9 protein-coding genes are annotated in these 17,537 nt (G+C 71.5%); all 9 read left to right on the top strand.

What is annotated here, in order from left to right:
• The first annotated feature begins 133 nt into the window (after nucleotides 1-133).
• The 9 genes from DES41_RS00365 to DES41_RS00325 all read left to right on the top strand — a co-directional run bounded on the left by DES41_RS00365 (nucleotide 134) and on the right by DES41_RS00325 (nucleotide 17,446).
• A complete protein-coding gene (locus DES41_RS00365) occupies nucleotides 134-2,362 on the top strand; it encodes a GGDEF/EAL domain-containing response regulator (RefSeq protein ID WP_114464898.1) in 2,229 nt (742 codons plus the stop codon).
• Nucleotides 2,359-3,465: an ABC transporter substrate-binding protein gene (locus DES41_RS00360; protein ID WP_147282781.1), complete on the top strand. Its 1,107-nt coding sequence runs from the start codon at nucleotides 2,359-2,361 to the stop codon at nucleotides 3,463-3,465. Before DES41_RS00365 ends, DES41_RS00360 begins: the two co-directional genes overlap by 4 nt.
• Nucleotides 3,465-5,786 carry an ATP-binding protein gene (locus tag DES41_RS00355; RefSeq protein ID WP_114464894.1) on the top strand — a complete coding sequence of 774 codons (2,322 nt, stop codon included), beginning with the start codon at nucleotides 3,465-3,467 and terminating at the stop codon, nucleotides 5,784-5,786. The genes DES41_RS00360 and DES41_RS00355 overlap by 1 nt, the downstream gene beginning before the upstream one ends.
• Nucleotides 5,786-8,119 carry an ATP-binding protein gene (locus DES41_RS00350; protein WP_211332859.1) on the top strand — a complete coding sequence of 778 codons (2,334 nt, stop codon included), beginning with the start codon at nucleotides 5,786-5,788 and terminating at the stop codon, nucleotides 8,117-8,119. The genes DES41_RS00355 and DES41_RS00350 overlap by 1 nt, the downstream gene beginning before the upstream one ends.
• Nucleotides 8,120-8,204: 85 nt before the next feature.
• Nucleotides 8,205-10,499 carry an ATP-binding protein gene (locus DES41_RS00345; protein ID WP_211332858.1) on the top strand — a complete coding sequence of 765 codons (2,295 nt, stop codon included), beginning with the start codon at nucleotides 8,205-8,207 and terminating at the stop codon, nucleotides 10,497-10,499.
• Between the two features lie 8 nt (nucleotides 10,500-10,507).
• A complete protein-coding gene (locus DES41_RS00340; protein WP_170168054.1) occupies nucleotides 10,508-11,635 on the top strand; it encodes an ABC transporter substrate-binding protein in 1,128 nt (375 codons plus the stop codon).
• Complete coding sequence (locus DES41_RS00335; RefSeq protein WP_114464890.1) at nucleotides 11,632-13,989, top strand: ATP-binding protein; 2,358 nt, start codon at nucleotides 11,632-11,634, stop codon at nucleotides 13,987-13,989. The genes DES41_RS00340 and DES41_RS00335 overlap by 4 nt, the downstream gene beginning before the upstream one ends.
• A 2-nt stretch (nucleotides 13,990-13,991) precedes the next feature.
• Nucleotides 13,992-15,128 carry an ABC transporter substrate-binding protein gene (locus tag DES41_RS00330; RefSeq protein WP_114464888.1) on the top strand — a complete coding sequence of 379 codons (1,137 nt, stop codon included), beginning with the start codon at nucleotides 13,992-13,994 and terminating at the stop codon, nucleotides 15,126-15,128.
• On the top strand, nucleotides 15,125-17,446 hold the full coding sequence (locus tag DES41_RS00325) for an ATP-binding protein (RefSeq protein ID WP_114464886.1): 2,322 nt from the start codon (nucleotides 15,125-15,127) through the stop codon (nucleotides 17,444-17,446). Before DES41_RS00330 ends, DES41_RS00325 begins: the two co-directional genes overlap by 4 nt.
• The last annotated feature ends 91 nt before the right edge of the window (nucleotides 17,447-17,537 follow it).

The following is a 17,537-nucleotide window of genomic DNA, read 5'->3' as shown; positions in this document are numbered from 1 at the left end:
GACTTAAACGGCTTGTATGCCGTTTCAAATCCTTACTGTCAGAACTAGCAGCTGACGTGTAGCGCAGAGTCTTGATGCAATCGTGCACTTTGTTGCAAAGCAGTACGCCTGTGTACCCCGCACGAGGCCTGACATGAACGATCAAGAACTACTGGAATTCGTGGAGGACGGCGCCCCACCCGCGCTGGAGACACCACAGGGCGCCACACCCTGGCGCATCCTCGTCGTCGACGACGATGCCGATGTGCACGAGAGCACGGCGTTCGGCCTGCGTGGCATGGAGATCGAGGGCCGGCCGCTGCAGCTGCTGCATGCCTATTCCGGCGCGGAGTCGGTCGCACTGCTCGCGCGTGAGCAGGACATCGCGGTGATCCTGCTCGATGTGGTCATGGAGAGCGAGCAGGCGGGCCTGGCGACGGTGGACCGCATCCGCGGCGAACTGGGCCTGGCCCATGTGCGCATCGTGCTGCGCACCGGCCAGCCCGGCCATGCGCCCGAGATCGACACCATCCGGCGCTACGACATCAACGACTACAAGACCAAGAGCGAGCTCACGCGCGTCAAGCTCTACACGGCGCTGACGGCGGCGATCCGCTCCTATGACCAGTTGCTGCGGCTGGACGCGAGCCGCCGCGGGCTGGAAAAGATCATCGAGGCCAGCAACCAGTTCCTGGCAGAGCAGGGCCAGCGCACCTTCGCCGAGGGCGTGATCACGCAGATCGCCAGCCTGATCGGCGTGCAGCCTGAGGGTCTGGTCTGTGCATCGCGCCGCACGACCGACGACGAGGCGGCGACGCAGTACACGGTGATCGCCGCCGCAGGTGCCTTCGCCGGACTGATGGACCGGGACATCGCCGACATCGGCGACAGCCTGGTGTCCGACAGCCTGGCCCGTGCGCTGGCCGAGCGCCGCAACGTGCTGGAGCCCGGCCACCTGACGCTGTTCTTCGCCGGCCGCGACGGCAACGACTTTGCCGCCTTCGTGCGGGCCGGCGCGCCGCTGCGCGACGTGGATGCGCGGCTGCTGCAGGTGTTCTGCGCCAACATCGCGCTGTCGGCCTCCAACATCGACCTGCTGGCGCGCCTGCGCGAGTACGCCTTCAAGGACCGGCTGCTCGACATGCCCAACCGGCTGGCGCTGCTGCAGCACATCGACCGCGAGTTGGGCGCGGGCCGCGGCGCGGGCCAGATGCTGGCATTGCTGGACATCGACCGCTTCGCCGAAACCAACGACATGTTCGGCTACGCCTACGGCGACCTGCTGCTGCAGGCCATCGCGCGGCGGCTCGCGCTGGGCCTGCCGCCGCAGTGCCTGCTGGCGCGCGTGGCCGGCGACACCTTCGGCATCTGGTTCGCGCGCGCGGCGCTGGCGCCGGACCGGCTGGCTGCGCTGCTCGAACCGGTGTATGTGGTCGAGGGCGTGGCGCGGCCGGTGTCCTTCTCCATCGGCCTCGTGGCGAGCGATGCCGACGCCGGCAGCGGCCAGGATCTGTTCAAGAACGCCCTGATTGCGCTCAAGCAGTCCAAGGGCGCAGGCCAGGGCCACATCCAGACCTACACGGCCGAGGTGGGCGTGGCCACGCGCGAGCGCACGCGGCTGCTGCACGGCCTGCAGCAGGCCTTCGACCGCGAGAACCTGTTCGTCGTCTACCAGCCTCAGCTCGCGCTGGCCAGCGGCCGCGTGGTCGGTGCCGAGGCGCTGTTGCGCTGGCGCACCGAAGACGGGCGCTTCATCTCGCCGGCCGAGTTCATTCCGGTGGCCGAGCAGTCCGGCCTGATCGTGCCGATCGGCCACTGGGTGCTGCGCACGGCGCTGCGCGCGCTGGTCCGCCTGCGCCAGGACCAGCCCGACCTGCGCATGGCGGTCAATGTCTCGCCGCTGCAGTTCGCACAGCCGCAATTCCTGGCCGAGGTCGAGGCGGCGCTGAGCGAGGCCGCACTGCCCGCCGACAGCCTGGAGCTGGAGATCACCGAATCGGTCGCCGTGATGGGCATCGAGCGCGTCTCGGCCCTGCTGGGGCAGATCAAGGCGCGCGGCATTGCGGTGGCGATCGACGACTTTGGCACGGGTTTCTCGTCGCTCTCCTACCTGGACCGCCTGCCGGCCGACCGGCTCAAGATCGACCGCGCCTTCATCACCGCGCTGGACGCGGGCGACGCCACGGCCCGCATCGCCGAAATGATCGTGCCGCTGGGCCACCGGCTCGGCATGCAGGTGCTGGCCGAAGGCGTGGAAACCGCTTCGCAAGCGCAGGCCCTGCGCCTGCTCGGCTGCGACGAGGTGCAGGGCTACCTGTACGGCAAGCCGATGCCACTGGACGCCTTCACCGCCTGGCTGGCCCAGCGCCAAGGCGGGGCGTGAGACGCCGCACCCTGCTGGCGGGCATGGGCACACTGGCCACGCTCGGCGCCTGCAGCCGCCCGGTGCCGTTCAAGCTCGGTTTCCTGGCCGGCCTGTCGGGGCGCACGGCGGTCACCAGCGAGGACGGGCGCAACGGCACCATGTTGGCCGTGGAACAGGCCAACCTGGCCGGTGGCATCGGCGGCCAGCCCCTGGAACTGCTGGTGCAGGACAACGGCGAAGATGCCGATGCCGCCCGCCGCGCCATGCAGGCGCTGGTCGCCGCGGGCGTGCAGGCCACCGTCGGGCCGTTCTCCAGCAAGGTCGTGCAGGAACTGCTGCCGCTGGCGGAGAAGGCCGGCGTGCTGATGCTCAGTCCGGCCGCCACGGCCTCGGTGCTGGCGCGCCAGGACGATGCCTTCGTGATGCTCAACCCCTCCACGCGCGAGCTCACGCGCGCCTACGCCGAACTGCTGTGGCAGCGCGGCCAGCGTCGGCTGGCCGTCGCCACCGCCACGGATGCACGCAACGGCGTCTACGCCATGGCCTGGCGCGACGGGTTCAGCTCCGCCTTCCTGGCCCTGGGCGGCGTGCTGACGGCGCACCAGGGCTTCGCCTCCGACGCGTCCACCGCCTATGGCGACGTCGTGCGCGCGCTGGTGGCCAGCGGTCCGGACGGCCTGGTCTTCGCCTGCGGCAGCGTGGACGCCGTGCGCCTGGCCCTGCAGGCGCGCAAGCAGGCCGCTGCGCTGCCGGTCACTGTGGCCGAAGGTGCCGGAGGCGAGGCCCTCATCGCGCTGGGCGGCACGGCGGTGGAGGGCATCGTGGTCGGCCAGCTGCACGACCGCAACAGCCGCGCGCCGCGCTACCTCGGCTTCGTCGATGCCTACCAGGCCCGCTTCGGCCGCCTGCCGGGCTACCACGCCGTGCTCTCGCACGATGCCGTCACCGTGCTGGTGCAGGCGCTGGCGCGCCGGGACGCGGGCGAGCCGCTCAAGCAGGCCGTGCTGCGCCATGGACCCTACGACGGGCTGCAGCAGCCCATCGTGCTCGACCGCTTCGGCGACACCGTGCGCCTTCCGTACTTCGTCGTCGTGCGCGGCGGTCGCTTCGAGCCACTGTGATGCGCTCCGGGCGGGTCTGGAGGTTGCGCTACCACCTCTCTGCGCTGCTGTTGACGACCATGGCGCTGACCTTCGCTGTGGTCAGCACCGTGCTGGTGGTCTGGCGCGTGCCGCAGATCGAGCGCGCCAGCCTGCAGGCCCTGACCGACGAGGTGCACGACGTGGCCGAACGGCTGGAGCTGCTGCTGGGTGAACGCCAGGCCAGGCTCGAACTGATGGCCAGCAGGCTGCGGGGCCGCACGCCGGAGCAGGCGGGCACCGTGCTGGCGGTCAACCTGCACGGCGACCGGCTGTTCGGCGCCGTCTACCGGGTGTCGCCGCGCGGGCGGGTCGAAGCCATGGGCCTGGCAGCGCAGGCGGGCGGGCACGTGCAGGACTTCCTGGGCAGTGACCTGTCGTCCAACGCCTTGTTCAAGGCCGTCAGCGCCGCCCAGCCCACGGCCTGGAGCGGCCGCCTGCTGTCGACGCAGTCCGGCGCCCTGGTGGTCGGCGTGGCGCACCGCGACGCGGGTGGCCACGTGCTGATCGGCGAGGTGCCCACGGCGGTGCTGCTGGAGGATCTGCGCTCGGTCGCTGGCGAGGACGCCGCGGTGGTCTGGGTGGTGGATGGCGGCGGCGAGGTGGTCGCCGACACCCAGGGCCGCCAGATGGGCCGGCTCAACCTGCACGACTCGCCGCTGCTGCAGGCCGCGGTGCGAGGCCAGCCGGTGCCTGCCGACTTCGAATTCGAGCGGCGCCCCATGCAGGCGGCGCTGGCAGCCGCGCCGACGCTGGGCTGGTACGTGATCGCCAGCATGCCGCGTGGCTGGAGCCATCCGGAGGTGCGCAGCACGGCGCTGTATGCCGGCGCCAGCTTCGTGGGCTGCCTGCTGATCGGCCTCTTGGTGGCGCCGTTCTGGGCCGGCCGGCTGGTGCGGCCGCTGCAGGCCATCGTGACGCGCGCCGCGTTGAACACGGCTGGCCGCGCGGGCGGCAGCCCCTGGCCGCGCGGGCCGGTGGCCGAGTTCAACCGGCTGTCCAGCGACCTGGAGGCCATGGGCCACGCCGTGCAGGAGCGCGAGCGCAAGCTGCAGGCGCTGTTCAACGTGGCGCCGGTGCCGATGGCGCTGACCGACATGGACGACGCCCACAGCTTCCTGGACGTCAACGACGTGTGGTGCGAGGAGATGGGCTACAGCCGCGCCGAGGCAGTCGGGCTGAACTCGATGGAGCTGGGCATGTGGGATTCGACGCAGCGGCACGAGGCGCTGCTGCACACGCTGGACGACGGCAGCTTCGTCGGCGAGGCCGAGGTGATCTGCAAGAACGGCGAGGCCAAGCTCTACAAGTCCTTCGGCCGCGTGGTGCGCTTCAAGGACCAGAACCTGGTCGTGTGGGGCAGCATCAACATCGGGGCGCTGCGCGCGGTCGAGCAGGAGCTGCGCACGCTCAACCACGACCTGGAGGCGCGCGTGGCCCAGCGTGCCGATGCGCTGGCCATGGCCAACGAGGAACTGTCCGACACCCTGGCGCAACTGCGCTCGGCCCAGACCGAACTGGTGCAGACCGAGAAGATGGCCGCGCTGGGGGGGCTGGTGGCCGGCGTGGCGCACGAGCTGAACACCCCGCTGGGCAACGGCGTCATGGCCATCAGCGCGGTGGCCGACGAGACGCGCCGCTTCCGCGCCGCGGCGCAGGCCGGCCTGCGCCGGGCCCAGCTGCAGGACTGGATCGGCGGCCTGGAGCAGGGTTGCGACATCGCCGGGCGCAACCTGCACCGCGCGGCCGATCTGGTGCACAACTTCAAGCAGGTGGCGGTGGACCAGACGAGTTCGCAGCGGCGCTGTTTCGAACTCGCCGAGGTGGTGCACGAACTGGTGGTCAGCCTGCGGCCGACCTTCGCGCGCACCCCCTACCGCATCGTCGTGGACGTGCCCGAGCACGGCCTGCGGCTGGACAGCTACCCCGGCCCCCTGGGCCAGGCCCTCGCCAACCTGATCCAGAACGCCGTGCACCACGGCTTCGACGGCCGCGACCACGGCACGGTGCGCATCACGGCCGGGCGCGGCGAGGACCAGACCATCCGGCTGCGCGTGGCCGACGACGGCGTCGGCATCCCGCCCGCGCTCATTGGCCGCATCTTCGATCCCTTCGTGACCACCAAGAAGGGCCGGGGTGGCACCGGGCTCGGCCTGCACATCAGCTACAACGCCGTCGTCCAGCTGCTGGGCGGCATGCTGACGGTGGACAGCGCGCCGGGCCAGGGCGCCGTGTTCGAGATGCGGCTGGCGCCCGTGGCGCCGCGCGCCGCGCCGGCGGCTGGAACCGAGGCTGTCCTGTGATGGCGGCCGCGCCCCTCCCGCGCACCTGGCGCATGCGCACCCACCTGTCGGCGCTGCTGGTCGTCACCATGTTGCTGACGGTCACCGTGGTGGGCACGGCGATCCTGCTCACGCGGCTGCCGGCGATCGAGCAGGGCAGCCAGGCCCAGTTGCAGGCCGGGGTGGAGCGGCTCGCCGGGCGGCTGGAGCTGCTGCTCGGCACCGCACAGAGCCGGCTCGAGCTGCTGGGCACGCTGGTGGACGGCGCGGAACCCGGCCCCGCCAATGCACTGCTGGACGAAGGCCTGCGCGCGGGCCTGCGCTTCGATGCCGTCTACCAGCTCTCGCCCGACGGGGTGGTGCAGGCCGCCGGCCTGTCGGGCGACTGGCAGTCCCGCCGGGGCGACCTGGTGGGCCGTGACCTGTCGACCAACAGCCTGTTCCAGGAGGTCTCGCAACGCTCCGGCACGGTCTGGAGCGGGCGCTACCGCTCGGTGCTGACCGGCCTGCGCGCCGTGGGGCTGGCGGTGCGCGACGAACAGGGCCGGGTGCTGATCGCCGAAGTGTCCCCGCAGGCGCTGGTGCGCGCGGTGCAGGTCGCGGCCGGGCGCACGGCCGCCTCGGTCTGGATCGTCGACCGCCACGGCGATGTGCTCGCCGACACCGGCGATGGGCTCGATCGGGAGCGGCCGGACATGCGCGGCTGGCCACCCACGCAGGCGCAGCCGACCGGCGGCACGGCGACGGTCGCATTCGAGCACCGCGGCCGGACGCACCGCGCGGCCATCGCGCACTCCAGCGCGCTGGACTGGTATGTCGTGGGCCATGCGCCGCAGGACTGGGCCAACCCGCGTGTGCAGCGCCTGCTCTCCTACCTGGGGCTGTCCTTTGCCGGCTGCCTGCTGGTCGGCCTGCTGGTCGCGCCGTTCTGGGCCGAGCGGCTGACGCGGCCGCTGCAGCGCATCCTCGACCGCACGGCGCGCGCGACCCGCGGCGAGATCGGCGAGATCGGCGAGGCCACCTGGCCGCGTGGCCAGGTGGCGGAGTTCAACCAGCTGTCCGGCCACCTGGAGGTGATGGCCAACGCCTTGATGGAGCGCGAGCACAAGTTCTTCGCGATCTTCAACGCGGCGCCGGTGCCCATGAGCGTGACCGATGCGCGCCGCGGTTACATCCTGCTCGATGTCAACGAGGCCTGGTGCCGCGAGTTCCGCTTGCGGCGCGAGCAGGTGCTGGGCCGCACGGGCATGGACATCGGCATGGTGTCGACGGCGCAGAGCGAGGCCCTGGAGACGCGCCTGCAACAGCCGCGGCTGCAGAACGAGGCAGTGCTCAAGCGCGGGGACGGCAGCACGATCCAGGTGCAGGTGTTCGCGCAGCGTGTGGTGCTGGCAACGCAGGACCTGATGCTGTGGGCCGTGGTGGACGTCGGCCCGATGCGCCAGGTCGAACAGCAGCTGCGCGAACTCAACCAGCAACTCGGCGCGCGGGTGGCACAGCGCACCGAGGCGCTGGCGGCCTCCAACACCGAGCTGGCCGCCACCGTGGCGCAGTTGCGTGCGGCGCAGGAAGAGCTGGTGCGCACCGAGAAGATGGCCGCGCTGGGCGGCCTGGTGGCCGGCGTGGCCCACGAGCTCAACACCCCCCTGGGCAACGCCGTCATGGCGGTCAGCGCCATGGCCGATGCGGTGCGCCGCTTCCAGGCCGACATGGCCGCGGGCATCCGGCGCAGCGCGCTGCAGCAGCTGCTGGACCGCGTGGAGCAGGGCACCGACATCGCCCAGCGCAACCTGCACCGGGCCGCCGACCTGGTGCACAGCTTCAAGCAGGTCGCGGTGGACCGCACCAGCGCGCAGCGGCGCAGCTTCGAGGTCGGCGAAGTGGTGCACGAGATGGTGGTGAGCCTCAAGCCCAGCTTCTCGCGCAAGCCCTGGCGCATCGAGGTGGACGTGCCGGCCGAGGGACTGCGCCTGGACAGCTACCCCGGCGCGCTGGGCCAGGTCCTGGGCAACCTGATCCAGAACGCGGTGGTGCATGGCTTCGAAGGCCGCGACGCCGGCACGGTGCGCATCACGGCCTGGCGTGGGGAGGACCAGTCGATCCGGCTGCGCGTGGCGGACGACGGCAGGGGCATCGCGCCCGAGCACATCGCGCGCGTGTTCGACCCCTTCATGACCACCCGCATGGGCCGCGGCGGCACCGGGTTGGGCCTGCACATCAGCCACAACGCCGTGACGACGCTGCTGGGCGGCACGCTGACCGTGCAGAGCGTGCCGGGCGAGGGCGCCTGCTTCGAGTTGCGCCTGCCGGCGCAGGCGCCGCGCGCACAGGAGCAGGCGCCATGGGCCGCATGAACACGGGCGGGCGCGGCGACTGCGTGCGCAACGGCCGCTGCGGGTGTCCATGATGCTGGTGCGTGGCCGCTGGGGGGTGTGGTCCTTGCGCAGCCATCTGTCGGTGCTGCTGATGCTGAGCATGCTGCTGACGCTGCTCCTGGCCGGCAGCGCGGTGCTGGTCTGGCGCATTCCGCGCATCGACAGCGCCAGCCGGCAGGCGCTGCAGCAGGAGGTCGGCGAGATGGCGGCGCGCATGGAGGTGCTGCTGGGCAATCGGCAAGCACGCTTGCAATTGCTGGCCGCGCTGCTGGAAGGGGGCCCCACGCTGGCGCCGGATGCGCTGCTCGACCAGGGCGTGGGCGCGGGCGATGTGCTGAGCGTGGCCTACCGGCTGTCGCCGCAGGGCCGGGTGGTGGCGGTCGGCCTGCCGCCCGCACTGCGGCCGCGGCGCACCGACCTGCTGGGCAGCGATCTGTCGTCCAGCAGCCTGTACCGCACGCTGGCCGGGCGCACCGGCGTGGCCTGGAGCGGGCGCTACCTCTCCGTGCTGAGCGGCCAGCTCACCGCCGGCCTCGCGCTGCGCACGGGCCGCGGTGAGCTGCTGGTGGCCGAAGTGCCCTTCGCCATGCTGCTGGACACCGTGGAGACGGCCGCGGGCACGGGTGCGTCGGCGATCTGGGTCGTGGACCAGGCCGGCGAGGTGATCGCCGACACCGACGGTGGCCGGGACATCGGCAAGGTCAACATCCGCAACAGCCCGCTCATGCAGGCAATGGTGCAGGGCCAGGCCGATGGGCGCAGCTTTGCGTTTCCGGACGGCCAGCTGCGCGTCGCGTTCGCGCATTCGCCCTCGCTGGGCTGGTATTTCGTCGGCCATGCGCCCACCGGGATGGCGGACCCGCGGATCCGCGGCCTGGTGCTGGCCGTGGGCGCCGCCTTTCTGGCCTGCCTGGGCATCGGCCTGCTGATGACGCCGTTGTGGGCCAGCTACCTGGGCAGGCCGCTGCGGGACATCGCCGCGCGCGCGGCCAGCACGCTGCGCGGCGAGCCCGAGCCCGCGGTCTCGCCGCCGGGGCCGGTGGCGGAGATCAACCGGCTTGCGCACCACCTGGTCCGCATGGCGGCGGCCATGCGCGAGCGCGAGCTGGAGTTCCTGGCGATCTTCAACGCCTCGCCGGTGCCGATGGCGGTGACCGATGCCGACCAGGGCTACCGCCTCTTGCACGTCAACGATGCCTGGTGCCAGGCCCTGCAGTTCCGCCGCGAGGACGCCATCGGCCGCTCGGGCGTCGGGTTGCGGTTGTTCACCGCGGCGGAGCGCGACGCGCTGGGCCGCCAGAGCCAGGGCGACCGCACGGTGAGCAAAGGCACGGTGCGGCGTGCGAGCGGCGAGCGCATGCAGACGCAGTTCTTCGGCCAGCGCTTCGAGCTGGGTGGCGAGCGCTGGCTGATCTGGGCCTTGATCGACATCGGCCCGATCCAGCGCGTGGCGCTGCAGTTGCGCGCGCTGAACCAGCAGCTGGAGGAACGCGTGCAGCGCCGCACCACGGCATTGGCGCAGGCCAATGCCGATCTGTCGCAGACGGTGGAGCAGCTGCGCTCGGCCCGCAGCGAGCTCGTCCGCGCGGAGAAGATGGCCGCGCTCGGGAGCCTGGTGGCGGGTGTGGCGCACGAGCTCAACACGCCGCTGGGCAACGGCGTGATGGCCATCAGCGCCATGGGCGATGCCACGCGGAGCTTCCAGGCCGCGATGCAGGCCGGCGTGCGCCGCGAGGACCTGCGCCAGCTGGTCGAGAGCATCGCGCAGGGCACGGACATCGCCGGGCGCAACCTGCGCCGGGCCGCGGAACTCGTGCACAGCTTCCAGCAGGCCGCGGCGGACCAGACCGGCGCGCTGCGGCGCAGCTTCGAACTCTCCGAGGTGGTGCACGAGATGGTGGTGAGCCTGCAGCCCAGCTTCGCGCGCAAGCCCTGGCGCATCGAGGTCGACGTGCCCGCCACCGGCTTGCGCATGGACAGCTACCCGGGGGCGCTGGGCCAGGCCCTGGGCAACCTGATCCAGAACGCGGCGCTGCACGGTTTCGACGGCCGCAGCCACGGCACGGTGCGGATCACGGCCGGCGCGCTGGCGGACCGGCGCATCTGGCTGCACGTGGTCGACAACGGGCGCGGCATTGCGGCCGAGCACCTGAACCGCATCTTCGACCCCTTCATGACGACCAGGATGGGGCGCGGCGGCACGGGCCTGGGCCTGCACATCAGCTACAACGCCGTCGTCAACCTGCTGGGTGGCACCCTCACGGTGGACAGCGTGCTGGGCCAGGGCGCCTGCTTCGCGATGCGCCTGCCAGCCGAGGCGCCGCGCGCGGCCGGTGCTGCTGCGGTGGGCGCCCCATGAGGCACCGCATGGCCATCGGAACCGCGACCGGCGCGAGCCGGCGTGCCTGGCTGGCGGCGGCCGTTGCCTCGGCCGGGCTGCTGCCCGGCTGCGGGCGCCAGCGTGCCGTGCGCGTCGGCGTGCTGCTCGACCTGAGCGGGCGCTTCGGCCGGCTGAACGAGGACGGCGCCAACGGCGTGCTGCTGGGCGTCGAGCAGGCGAACCAGGCCGGTGGCGTGCAGGGGCGCCGGCTGGACATGCTGGTGCGCGACACCCGCGGCATCGCCGGGCAGGCCGACGCGGCCGCGGCGGCCCTGCTGGCCGAGGGCGTGGACCTGGTGATCGGGCCCTTTTCCAGCATGGTGGCGGGCCGCATCGCACCGCTCTTCGATGCGGCGCGGGTGGTGCTGCTGTGCCCGATCTCCACCGACATGGCGCTCACCGGGCGCGACGACCACCTGCTGCGGCTGAACCGCAGCACCCGGGACAGCGCCATCGACTACGCCTGGTGGCTGCACGGGCGGGGCCTGCGCCGCCTGGCCCTGGCCACCGACACGCGCAGCCAGGCCGGCAACGCCTGGCGCGGGCTGCTGCGCGATGCATTCGCCCAGCTCGGCGGCAAGGTGGTGGCCGATGCCGAGTTCGGCGCGTCCGCACAGCCGACGGTGCACGCGCTGGTGCGCCAGCTGCTCACGGCGCGGCCCGACGGGCTGGTGTTCGCCTGCAGCGGCGTGGACGCTGCGCGCCTGGCCCAGCAGGCGCTCAAGCTCGGCGCGGGCCTGCCGATGGCGGCACCCGACTGGGCCGACACCCCGGCCCTGTTCGAGGTCGGCGGGCGCGCGGTGGAAGGCATGCTGGTGGCCTCGGCCTCCGACGTGGGCGACACCTCGGAGCGCTACCTCGCGTTCCACCGGGCCTATGGCAAGCGCTTCGGCACGCTGCCGAGCTACCGCAGCATCGCTGCGCACGACGCCGTGTCGGTGCTCGTGCAGGCGCTGCAGCGTGCCGCGCCCGACGAGCCGCTGCGCGATGCGATCCTGCGTTGCGGCCCCTACCAGGGCGTGCAGCAGAGCATCGTCTTCGACCGCTACGGCAATGCCAACCGCCAGGCCTTCCACCGCATCGTGCGCAACGGGCGCTTCGAGACGACACCGTGAGCAGCCGCACGTCCAGGCCATGGCGCCGCCCCGTCCTGCGCCTGCGCAGCCACCTGGCCGCGCTGCTGGTGGCCGCCACGCTGCTGAGCTTCGCGCTCGTCGCGGTGGCGCTGCTGGCCTACCGCATACCGGGCATCGAGGCCGAAAGCCGTCTCGTCCAGGCCCATGCGGTCGAGGCGATGCGCAAGCGGCTGGAATCACTGCTGCAACGCCACCGCGGCCGGCTGGCACTGCTGGAACAGGTCATCGATGCCGCGCCGCAGGCGGATGCCAACGCCGTGCTGGACAGCGGCGTTGGCACCGGCGGCGACAGCGGTGGTGACAGCGACGCGCTGCGTGCGCTCTACCGCGTCTCGGCCCAGGGCCGCATCACGGCCGTGGGCCTGCCGGCGCCGCTGCGGGCGCAGCGCGAGGACCTGCTGGGCAACGACATGTCCGGCAACCCGCTGCTGCGCGCCTTCGACGGACCGGTGGACGCGGCGTGGAGCGTGCTCTACCCCTCCTTGCTCAATGGCGAGCCCTCGGCGGCAGTGGCCCGGCGCGATGCGCACGGCGACGTGCTCGTCGCCGAGCTGCCGCTGGCCGCGCTGCTCGATGCCATCCGCGTCGTGGCGGAGGCGCGTTCGTCCACGATCTGGGTGGTGGACCGCGCCGGCGTGCTGGTGGCCGACAGCCGCGGCGGCGCAGACATCGGCAGGCTGAACATCCATGACCTGCCGCTGATGCAGGCCCTGTTGCAGGGGCAGGTGCCGGCCGAGCGCATGCGCATGGAAGGCAGCTGGTTCCACGCCACGGTGTCGTACTCGCCGGCGCTCGGCTGGTTCTTCATCGGCCGCGTGCCTTCGGGCTGGGCCAACCCCGAGGTGCGCGACACCGTGCTGTCTGCCGTCGTGGGCGCGGCCGGCGCGCTGGCCGTGGCGCTGTTGGTCGCGCCGCTGTGGGCGCGCCGCATTGCGCGGCCGCTCGGCCGCATCATCGCGCGGGCCGACCGCAGCGCCAGCGGCGAGAACGCAGCGCTGCCCTGGCCGCGCGGCTCCGTGGCCGAGTTCAACCGCCTGGCCGACGAGCTCGGTTCGCTGACCGCTGCCGTGCATGCCCGCGAACGCAAGTCGCAGGCCATCTTCCATGCCTCGCCGGTGCCGATGGCGGTGGCCGACGTGGCCGACGGCTACCGCCTGGTCGACGTCAACCACGCCTGGTGCGAGGAATTCCGCTTCCGGCGCGAGGACGTGCTCGGGCGCAGCAGCCTGGAGCTCGGGCTGTGGGTCGATGCCAGCGACCCCGTCGCGCTGCGCCGCCATGCGGAGCGCGGCGAGAGCATCGGCGAAGTCTGGCTGCGGCGCAGCGATGGCACGACCATGCAGGTGCACCTGCACGCGAAGCGGGCACAGCTGCCCGGTGGGCTGCGCACCATCTGGGCTTGCGTGGACGTGGGGCCGCTGCGGCGCGGCGAGCAAGAGCTGCGCGAGCTCAACCAGCAGCTGGAGGAGCGCGTGCAGCGGCGCACGGCGGACCTCGCGCAGGCCAACGCCGAGCTGTCGCAGCCCGTGCAGCAGCTGCGCGTGGCCCAGGGCGAACTCGTGCGCGCCGACAAGATGGCCGCGCTCGGCGGCCTGGTGGCCGGCGTCGCGCACGAGATCAAGACGCCGTTGGGCAACGGCATGGTCGCGGTCGACGCCATGGCCGATGCCGTGCGCGGTTTCCAGGCCGCGATGCCAGCCGGCGTGCGCCGCGGCGATCTGCAGCAGCTGGTGGACCGCCTCGCGCAGGGCACGGACCTGGCCGAACGCAACATGCGCCGCGCTTCCGAGCTCGTGCAAAGCTTCAAGCAGGTGGCGGTCGACCAGACCAGCGCACAGCGGCGCAGCTTCGAGATCGGCGAGGTGGTGCGCGAGATGGTGGTGACGCTCAGACCCAGTTTTGCGGGCCAGCCCTGGCGGATCGAGACCGACGTGGCGGCCAGCGGGCTGCAGCTGGACAGCTATCCGGGCGCGCTGGGCCAGGTGCTGGGCAACCTGATCCAGAACGCCGTGCTGCACGGCTTCGCTGGCCGCGCGCACGGCACGGTGCGCATCACGGCCGGGCGCGGCGAGGACGGGCGGATCTGGCTGCGCGTGGCCGACGACGGGCACGGCATCGCGGCCGCGCACATCGGCCGGATCTTCGACCCGTTCATGACGACCCGCATGGGAAGTGGCGGCACCGGCCTGGGCCTGCACATCAGCCAGAACGCGGTGACGAGCCTGCTGGGAGGGACCTTGACGGTGACCAGCACCGAAGGCGAGGGCACCTGCTTCGAACTTCGGCTGCCGGTGCAGGCGCCCGAACACGTGCCTGCGGGCGAGGAGGTCTGAACATGGCGCGCGACATGCACCGAGGCGGCAGGCTGTGGGCCTGCGGCCTGGCTGTTCTGCTCGGGCTGGCGGCATTCAGTCCCAAGGAGCCGGTCCGGGTCGGCTTCTTGGGGGGACTGACCGAGCGCGCATCGGGCTTCAGCGAGGACGCACGCAACGGCGTGATGCTCGGCGTCGAACAGCGCAACCAGGCCGGTGGCATCGAAGGGCGGCGGATCGAGCTGATCGTGCAGGACCACGGCGACGGGCTGGCCCGGGTGCCCGCGGCCTTCCAGGCTTTGCGCGAAGCCCGCGTGGTCGCCGTGATCGGCCCCTACTCCAGCGCAGTGGGTTTGGAGGTCATGCCCCTGGCCAATGCAGCGCGGCTGCTGATGCTCAGTCCGAACGTCGCGGCCAACGCACTGGCCAGCCAGGACGACTACATGGTCCGCATCGGCCGCACGGTGCGGCAGGCGGCGCAGAGCTATGCGCAACTGCTGCACGAGCGTGGTCACACGCGCATCGCACTGGCCAGGGACATGGGCAACGCGGTGTTCTCCACCACCTGGAGCGAAGACTTCCATGCGGCGTTCAGCGCGCTGGGCGGCGCCGTGGTGGCCCAGGCCGACTTCGGCGCAGAGCCTGCTGTCTCGTACGAAGACGCAGTGCGCACGATGCTCGCCGCGCAGCCCGATGGCCTGCTGTTCATCGGCCCTGCGACAGACGTTGCGCGCCTGGCGCAGCAGGCGGCCAAGCTGGCGGCTGCGCTGCCGATGGCCGCTGTGGACTGGGCCGCCAATGCGTCCTTGATCGAGCTGGGCGGCAGCGCAGTGGAAGGCATGGTGTTCATGCAGACGCACCAGCGCGATGACGACTCGCCGCGTTACCTGGCCTTCGTCTCTGCTTACGAGGCACGCTTCGGCAGAACGCCCACGGCCAGCGCGATCGCCGCCTACGACGCCACCAGCGTGCTGGCCGATGCGCTGGCGCGCGCCAGCGTGCGCGGCAAAGCCGACGAGGACCCCAAGGACGCGGTGCTGCAGAACGGTCCCTACGAAGGCCTGCAGCAAACGATTCGCTTCGACCGCTTTGGCGACACCGTGCGCGCGGCCTACCCCACGGTTGTGCGCAACGGTCGCTTCGAGAGGCTGCCACGATGAGAAAGACATTGCGCGTCTGGCGCCTGCGCAGCCATCTGTCGGCGCTGCTGGTGGTGACCATGCTGCTGACCTTCGCCCTGGTGGGCGGCGCGATCCTCGCGTGGCGCATCCCGAAGATCGAGCATGCGAACTGGCTTGCAGCGCAGCACGAGGTGCGGGAGATGCGGGCGCGGGTCGAGCTGCTGCTGGGCGCGCGCCAAACCCGACTGGAACTGCTGGAGACCGTGCTGGACGATGCGCCGGCCGACCAGGCCAACCGTTTGCTGGACAGCGGCGTGCGCGACGGAGACATGTTGCGCGTGGTCTACCGTGTGTCGTCCGCGGGAAAGATCGTCGCCGCGGGCGTTCCGGAGGCCCTTGGCGCGCAGCGGCAGGATCTGCTGGGCAGCGACCTCTCGGCCAACAGCCTGTTCCGGACCGTCGCCTCGGGGTCGGGCGTGGCGTGGAACGGCAAGTACCCATCCATGGTGACCGGCACCGCCACCGTTGGCGTTGCAGCCCGCGACGTGCATGGCGATGTGCTGATTGCCGAGTTTCCGCTGAGCGCGCTGCTCACTGTCGTCTCGGTGGCCGCAGGCGGCCGCGCCACGTCGACCTGGGTGGTTGACCGCGGTGGCGAAATCGTCGCCGACACCAAGCAGGGGCAGGAGGCCGGCAAGCTCAACATCCGCAACTGGCCGCTGATGCAGAGCGTGCTGCAGGGGCGCGATTCGGTAGAAACCTTCCACTATCGGGGCAGCGAATTCCAGGCTGCTGTGTCGCACTCGCCTGCGCTGGGTTGGTACTTCGTGGGGCAAACGCCCGTGGGATGGGCCAACCCCGGGGTGCGCAACCTGGTCATCGCCGTCGCCGGTGCAGTGTTTTGCGGCCTGCTGATCGGGCTGGTGATCGCACCGTTCTGGGCCACGCGCATGGCGCGCCCGCTGCGCCAGCTCATCGAGCGCGCTGGGCGCAGCACCAGCCCCCAGGGCGCGGGCCAGGCCTGGCCGCGTGGTTCGGTGGCCGAGTTCAACCGCCTGGCGGGGGACCTCGAAGCCATGACCAGCACGCTGCAGGAGCGCGAGCAGAAGTCGCAGGAAATCTTCAATGCCTCGCCCGTGCCCATGGCGGTGGCCGATGCGGACGACGACCACCGCCTGCTGGACGTGAACCAGGCCTGGTGCCGCGAGTACGCCCATCGTCGCGAGGATGTGGTCGGGCGCACCGCGCTGGACATCGGTCTCTGGCTGGAGCCGACGGCGCGCGTGGCGCTGCGCGACCATGCAGAGAAAGGCGAGTCGATCGACGATGTCTGGCTGCGGCGCAGCGATGGTTCCACGGTGCTCGTGCAGTTGCACGCCCGGCTGCTGGTCCTGCGGCGCCAGCGGCTGATGATCTGGGCCACGATCGACCATGGGCCCTTGCGCCGCATCGAGCAGGAACTGCGCGAACTGAACCAGGAACTGGAGCTTCGGGTGGAACAGCGCACCCTGGCGCTCGCGGCCGCCAATGGCGAGCTGTCGCTGACTGTCGAGCAGCTGCGCGCCGCGCGCGCCGAGCTGGTGCGGGCCGAGAAGATGGCGGCGCTGGGCCACCTGGTCGCTGGCGTGGCGCACGAGCTGAACACCCCCATCGGCAACGGCGTGATGGCGCTCAGCGCCATGGCCGATGCCACGCACGGCTTCAGGGCGGCCATGCAAACCGGCTTGAGGCGGGTTGAACTGCAGCAGTTCGTGGCCAGCGTGGAGCAGGGCACCGACATCGCCGGGCGCAACCTGCAACGCGCAGCCGAACTGGTGCGCAGCTTCAAGCAGGTGGCGGTGGACCAGACCAGTTCGAAGCGTCGCAGTTTCGAGCTCAGCGAGGTGGTGCACGAGATGGTGGTCAGCCTGCGGCCGACGTTCAACCGCACGCCCTACCAGGTCGAGGTGAATGTTCCGCAGACCGGCCTGCGGCTGGACAGCTATCCCGGCGCACTGGGTCAGGCCATCGGCAACCTGATGCAGAACGCCGTGGTGCATGGCTTCGACGGGCGGGGGCACGGCACCGTGCGCATCGATGCGCAGCGCGCCGAGGATGGCCGCATCGTGTTGCGCGTGGCCGATGACGGCAGAGGCATCGCGGCCGAACACATCGGTCGCATCTTCGAGCCCTTCATGACCACCAAGATGGGCCGTGGCGGCACCGGCCTGGGCCTGCACATCAGCTACAACGCGGTGGTCAATGTGCTGGGCGGCAGCTTGACGGTGCAGAGCGTCCCGGGCGAGGGCAGCTGCTTCGAATTGCAGCTGCCGTCCGAGGCACCCGACAGCAGGCCGGCCGCGCTGGGCGCGGCGTGAGCGTGCGGTGCACTGGCAGATTTTCCAGTTGCGGGTGCAGGTTGCCACTGTTGCAATCGAACACGCAGCGTCGATGTTTCCAAGCCCATCT

Origin of the sequence: Pseudorhodoferax soli (genome assembly GCF_003337555.1) — a bacterium.
Classification (GTDB): Bacteria; Pseudomonadota; Gammaproteobacteria; order Burkholderiales; family Burkholderiaceae_C; genus Pseudorhodoferax; species Pseudorhodoferax soli.
This window is presented reverse-complemented; position numbering and strand designations above follow the sequence as displayed.